This is a genomic window from Sporolactobacillus shoreicorticis (assembly GCF_024125445.1).
Taxonomy (GTDB): domain Bacteria; phylum Bacillota; class Bacilli; order Bacillales; family Sporolactobacillaceae; genus Sporolactobacillus; species Sporolactobacillus shoreicorticis.
In genome coordinates, this window is the sequence record NZ_JAMXWM010000022.1 from 66,223 (window position 1) to 72,551 (window position 6,329).

General features: G+C 45.5%; 5 protein-coding genes. All 5 read right to left on the bottom strand.

What is annotated here, in order from left to right; translation table 11 throughout:
• Positions 1-62: 62 nt before the first annotated feature.
• Positions 63-899: a PTS system mannose/fructose/sorbose family transporter subunit IID gene (locus NIE88_RS15985; RefSeq protein ID WP_253063633.1), complete on the bottom strand. Its 837-nt coding sequence runs from the start codon at positions 897-899 to the stop codon at positions 63-65.
• Positions 900-913: 14 nt separating this feature from the next.
• Complete coding sequence (locus NIE88_RS15990; protein ID WP_253063635.1) at positions 914-1,714, bottom strand: PTS mannose/fructose/sorbose transporter subunit IIC; 801 nt, start codon at positions 1,712-1,714, stop codon at positions 914-916.
• Positions 1,715-1,742: 28 nt separating this feature from the next.
• Positions 1,743-2,234 (bottom strand): PTS sugar transporter subunit IIB, encoded by a 492-nt coding sequence (locus NIE88_RS15995; RefSeq protein WP_253063637.1) that lies wholly within the window; start codon positions 2,232-2,234, stop codon positions 1,743-1,745.
• Complete coding sequence (locus NIE88_RS16000; protein WP_253063639.1) at positions 2,231-2,680, bottom strand: PTS sugar transporter subunit IIA; 450 nt, start codon at positions 2,678-2,680, stop codon at positions 2,231-2,233. The genes NIE88_RS15995 and NIE88_RS16000 overlap by 4 nt, the downstream gene beginning before the upstream one ends.
• A gap of 233 nt (positions 2,681-2,913) precedes the next feature.
• Complete coding sequence (locus NIE88_RS16005; protein WP_253063641.1) at positions 2,914-5,727, bottom strand: sigma-54-dependent transcriptional regulator; 2,814 nt, start codon at positions 5,725-5,727, stop codon at positions 2,914-2,916.
• Positions 5,728-6,329: the final 602 nt, after the last annotated feature.

Consider the following 6,329-nt stretch of genomic DNA (forward strand, 5'->3'; position numbering starts at 1 on the left):
CCTCCTAGCTGATTTACAAAAAAAGATCCGTGAATCTTGCACCGTGACGCGCGAGTCTTTGATTAAAGTCCGAAAATTCCTGCCCAGTAACCAAGAATACCGACAACGAACATACCGAAGATGATCCAGATCGCATTTACTTTGTGCTTGAGCAGCCACATACATGCGAAAGTCATAAGCAAGGCAACAAGTCCCGGAAGCAGTGAATCGAGAATGCTTTGCATCGTTGTGTCAACAACTTTACCTGCTTGTTTGTACGAAACAAGGACGAGCGGCATCTTAATACTGGTCCACTTCGATACAAGAGAACCCATGACGAACAATCCGAGCACGGAAGCCATTTGTGTCAATTTCTTCAAGCGGTTGCCGGCCACATCCTGTACGATGTCCGTACCTTGATTATAGCCGACCTTGAACCCATACCATCTCGTCAGAAAGCGGATAATGTTAATCCCAAAGAAGAAGAGCAAAGGTCCGAGAATGCTTCCGCTAATAGCAAGTGATGCACCGAGTGCCGCCAGAATCGGGCGAGCCGTTCCCCAATAGATCGGGTCACCAATACCGGCGAGCGGTCCCATCAAACCAATTTTCACGTTAGTAATCGCAGCTTCATCGATGTCGCCGCTTTCCGCCTTTTTTTGTTCCATGGCGGCTGTTACGCCGAAGATTGCTGATGCCGGCCACGGCGTCGTGTTGAAGAATTCAAGGTGACGCTTCAGTGCAGCGGCTTGATCATCTTTTTTATGGTAAAAACGTTTGATCGCTGGAATCATTGTGACCGCGACGCCGATCGCCTGCATACGTTCGAAGTTAAAGGAACCTAACATAAATGTGCTTCGAAAATACGTGTTAATGATATCTTTTTTCGTTAACGATTCAACTTTTTTCACTTCTGTCATTTTCTTCACCCTCCTTATCCTAATACATCATCGTCATCAGATCCGACATTGGTCGCAGCAGCTGGAGCTTTAATCGAATCATGGAAGTCCGGGTTCAACTGAACATAGATGACCGCGGCGCATGCACCAAGGATACCAAGACCAACAAGATTAATACCGGTCATAAATGTAGCAAGTGTGAAACCGATGAAGAAGAATGGCATCAGCGCACGTGCTTTCATCATGTTGATAACCATCGCATACCCGACAACAACAATGAATCCGCCGGAAACCTGCAAGCCGTGTGTGATAACCGTAGGAATGGCATCCAGCCACTGGCTGACAAGACTCGTTCCGGCAATTGCAGCAACGGCTCCTGTTGGAATGGCGACACGCAGGCCTTGCAGGAGCAAGCCCCCTATATGACACCATTCAACCCCTCGAAAATTCGCCTCGGCCGCAAAGTGATCGGCTTGATGCTGGAAAAACACCGTAATCGTACGAACGAAAATGGTCAGTACCTGACCGGCGGCAGCAAGCGGAATTGCGATGGCAATACCTTCACCGATGGATTGATGACCAACAATAACAATAATTGCTGAGATCGTTGAAGCAAGAGCAGAGTCAGGTGCCATTGCTGCACCAACGTTCATCCAGCCGAGCGCGATCAACTCAAGTTGACCACCAAGAATAATTCCGGTTTGCAAATCACCAAGTACAAGACCGATAAGCGTACATGCGACAAGCGGACGGTGGAACTGACGCTCATCGAGCACACTCGCCATACCGCAGATAAGTGCAACAAGAATAACTAAAATAAATTGCATGGTATTCATGGTATGAAAACCTCCCTCTATTTTGTTTTTATATTAAATTTTTGCTTTTCAGCCGATTCATAAAATCAGACGCGTTTGTGTTTGGCAATTGCTGAAGGATCAGCTTAACACCACGTTTGTCTAACTCTTTAAACGCTTCAACATCTTCCGGGCTGACCGATACCGCTTCGGAGATTAACGTCATGCCCTCTTTAAAGGTAATTCCGCCCACATTAACTTGAGTAACTTCTACTCCTTGATCCATAAGGCGAAGCACATCTTTAGGTGTTTCCACAACCAGCAGTACATCCAGATTTTCATAGGCCGGATTCTTATAGCAGCGCGCCGTTTTATCAATCGTCATGACATAGGACTTTGTTCGTCCCGGAGCCACTTGCAGAAGCAGAGTTTTTCTTAAATCATCTTTGGCAGCGCTGTCATTTGCTGCAATAATTGTTCCGGCACCAACATGGTTCACCCAGTTGTTTGCCACCTGTCCGTGAATTAATCGTGAGTCAATACGTAACCATTTAATAATCATCCTAACTCATCTCCCTCGTCTTCTTTCGCGCTATTGGCGATTTGCTGATGTGAAAAAACTTCTTTGAACGATTTAATACCGTCTGCTCCGGCAAGCTTGGCAGTTTGCACGAGTTCTTCAAGAGTCCCGCCTGCCAGGCGTTTACCGAGAACTTCCACAAACATCGGCAGATTAACGCCGGTTACAATGTCCATGTTTTCCTGTCTTGCAACAAAACGGCTCGCCGCGTTGTAAGGGCTTCCACCAAACAGATCGACAAGGAACAGGATGTGATCATCCTCCAGCTTTTCACTGGCTGTCTGGTATTTGTCGAGCAGATTTTCAATTCCTTCACCGGGCTTAAATGTGACCTCGGCAACGTTGTCTATATTTCCGAAGATCATCTTAGCTGTTCCCATCAGTGCTTCCGAAAGATCTCCATGTGTAGCAATAACGATCGCGACCACTTTTTTCTCCTCCTTTCTCTCTGTACACTTTTATATAAGCAAGTTACGTGCCAAATTTGTGTGTTAAAAAAAAGAGCCTTGTAACGGCTCTAGCAAAAGGCTTTGATCCTATACTTCTAAAAAGCAAAACACTAATTCCATAAAGCAAAACACTAATCAGTTTCATAACTCACTAATAAATAAGATTGTTGAAAATAATACACTGCACTTTGATCGACTCTCAAAACAACACACTAGCTTTGTGAAACGCGGGCAAATAATATGTTTTTACCCAGTTCATCAAGCAACATATCAATAAAATAATAAAATTCACCTTCGCTCAATTGAATATTTAATTTGAATTTGAGCACTTCCAGCGTTTTCTCCAGCTGGTGAAACAACTGTTTTTTTTCACCGCTCAACTCGCCTTCATATTTCAACGGCGTGCGGGCAACCTCGCGTTCCAGCGCAAAAGCTAAATGCATGATAATGCGGATCTGCGTCGCATTTTTAAAATGAAGATCCAACGTTTTTTCGACTGCCTCATTAAATTCAAGAATGGCCGCAACCGCCCGTTTTGGATTAAGATACATCAGCATATCCTGCAAGCTGTCTTCACAGACACCTTTGACAATAACATGTGACGGATTATTTTTAATCGGCAGCGCCTTGCCCGTTAAAATCGACTGGAGTATTTCATGGCCTTCGCCGCCGACAAATTGAGACAAGGTAATGTAAGGCACGCCTTCAAGCTTGGGGTTCTTCGCGCCGATGCTCGCGACAATATCGTATTTGGCCTGCATTTTTTGCGCAACATCATATAATCCTTCAATAGAAATCGGAATGACGCTGATCTCCTCATCCGTTATGTTGCGAATGTACATGCCGACAATATTTTTAATTCGCTTGGCGATACCGCTTCCCGTCGTACAAATCGTCAAAATAGCTTTTTGACGCAAGCTGTTCACGACCTGTCGTTCCATGCCGACGGTTCGGCGCAGCTTAAAGAGTGAATCAACAATCCCATTTAAATCCATGTGCAGGTAATTGGCGTTTTTAACCGCGTCAAGAATCATCGGTGTGGACACCATGTCGATCGCTTTGACGCGCACCTTCGCGCCACGCGCAATTTTCTCCTCAAAGTAGTAAAGCGAGCCCATGTCAACCATCATCAGGACCCCGGCGCCTTGATCCACTGACCGCACAGCCTGAATGATGTTGTCAAAGATGTCGCCAAAGTTCAGACTAAGCGGCATATCCACGGCTTCAATCGGATAGTCGCCCATCAACTCTTTGACTACGCTGACCATGGAGCTTGCCGTATGGGGACCGTGTGCCGCAACGACAATGCCGACATTGCGCTGCTGCGACAACTCGACGAATGATCCAAGCAGAAAAGCAATATAAATAATTTCTACTTCAGGCAGCTCCACATGAAGGCGATCATCAATTAATTTGGCAATATTTCCCGCTGCCTCATAATCCTTTTGCGCATAGGTAAACATCGTCTGCTTCACATCGGGTGAACAGTCAATCTTACGTAACGGATGTTCGAGAAACGAAGAAAGATGGACGGTTAATAAGGACACAAATTGGCGGCTTAAGTGTTCACCAAGCACCTGTGTACAGATTGTCTCTAAGTCCTTTGAAAGTCCCAGAACTCGCTGATCCACAGCTGCAGTCAACACATCTTTAGCCGTCTTCTGATAGAATTTCTTAACCTGATCTTTAATATCCTCGGCTATAAATTTGCGGACATCATGTGCCGACAACCCTTCCTGCGTCAACGAATCATATTTCCCCGAAATCATCTTATACAAATCAAAGGGCGGTTCATACTGATCAACGTCGGTAAGGAGCGGATCTTTGCTCCCGGTAACAATGAGGAAAAGCGGAAGCTGTTTGTTCAGCTGCTGATTGATTTGTGGCTGATGCGAGATTCGGTGCAGGCCCTCCTGCATTTCCACCGGCAGCATTTTCGCATCGAGCTGAACAAAATCGTTGTGCATGCTGTCGAGAAAGCCTTGCGCACAGATCAGCTGCACATTTGATTTCAGCTGTCCGATATTTCCAAAGGTGACGCTGCCGATCAGTGCCTTAATTACATCAGAGCTGACATGGAACTTATGCTTCGTGCGGTGTGCCTCTCTGGAAAGCAGGAACTTGGTCAGCTCAATTTGTTCGCTGATACTTCTGCTTTGGAAATTGGGGATGTTGATCATGACCGGTACTCGTCTCAGGAAGGTTTGCAGCAGCGCCGATTCCGGATCGGCAGTCGTCGCCCCGATAATCAGAACATGAGCCTCTCGCTTGTTCCCCGTCTCGCCCAGCTTACTGTAGCGGCCGGTATCCATAAAATAGAACAGCATTTCCTGTCCTTCCGGAGGCAGCCGATGAATTTCATCAAGAAACAAAATACCTCCGTCCGCCTTAGCGACGAGTCCGTCCTGATCACGTGCCGCACCGGTAAACGCGCCCTTAATATAACCGAACAGCTGCCCGATCAGCAGCTGCGGATTATTGTAATAGTCCGCACAGTTAAAATCGACAAACGGTGCTTTCTCATTGATTCGGCCAATGGATTGCGCATAATTATACATCATATGTGCAAACAGCGTTTTTCCGGAGCCTGTTGGGCCAAGAATCAGTGTATGCAATCCTCGAGGTGGATACACAATTGCCGACTTCGCCTGCTTCACACTGTTTTTTAAACTTTTATCCGCACCGATAAGATGCGAGAAGGGATCTTCGTTTTTATCATGAGTGTTCTCTTGATCCAGTAATTCCTTAAGGGATGCCGCTTTTACTTCATAGTTGCCAATCACATCACCAAACTGTGATTGTATGAGCTCGGCCGGCACATACAGCACAGGGCGAGTGACAAATTTGATCACTCGCTTTTCACGGACAAGGGCGTTCAATTCAGAGCTGACGTTGCTGCGCATGATGCCAAGAACCTCGGCAAGATCGGAAGCTGTGATTCCTGAGGTTTCCATAAGCGCCTTTTTATCGAATTGAGCGCATTGTTTGGATAACTCACTATAAATCTTTTCGCGTCGCCGTCCCATTCTGTTCACCTCTCTATATGGATCATTCTCCGTGAATGATCTATTTTCCTTCATTATATAATAAAAACGTTTTCATAAATATTAATATATATAGATAGTCGTGCATAAGCCGGTGAGCAATCAGGAGCCTTTTTTGGCAGGACCCGCCAGTCCACATTTCCGCAGGATGCCGTAGCTTTCGCGTTGCGTGCAGGACATAACTTTCACAGGATGTGATGGCTTTTGCGTTGCATACAGGACATATGCGTATTTTAGCAAAAGCTCCTTTGCTCCAAATGCCGTGTTAAATCATCAATCTGAACAGACATTTCTATTTCATAAATTAAAATAAGCGGAGATGTTCCGGTTAATGCATCATAGCGCTTGTTTCACGGGGAAATAAGGGTAATTTTTCCGCTTATTTAAAGAAAAACCTTCCATTTCTACGTTTTTCGATTCGATAAGCGGAATTTCTCCGTCTATTTAAGCGATTTTTTCATTCATTTTCAAATTAAACGGAATTTTTTCGGCTATTTCTCAGATTGAGCGCATACCTGATCGCCCAACTGAATCTTATGACCTTATCGTCGTATCAACAGGCCAAATGCTAAACTTTCTTATCT

What these genes read in the sequence shown, in the direction of transcription:
- NIE88_RS15985 (WP_253063633.1), bottom strand. Translation starts at nt 899, where the DNA reads ATGACAGAAGTGAAAAAAGTTGAATCGTTAACGAAAAAAGATATCATT.
- NIE88_RS15990 (WP_253063635.1), bottom strand. Translation starts at nt 1,714, where the DNA reads ATGAATACCATGCAATTTATTTTAGTTATTCTTGTTGCACTTATCTGC.
- NIE88_RS15995 (WP_253063637.1), bottom strand. Translation starts at nt 2,234, where the DNA reads ATGATTATTAAATGGTTACGTATTGACTCACGATTAATTCACGGACAG.
- NIE88_RS16005 (WP_253063641.1), bottom strand. Translation starts at nt 5,727, where the DNA reads ATGGGACGGCGACGCGAAAAGATTTATAGTGAGTTATCCAAACAATGC.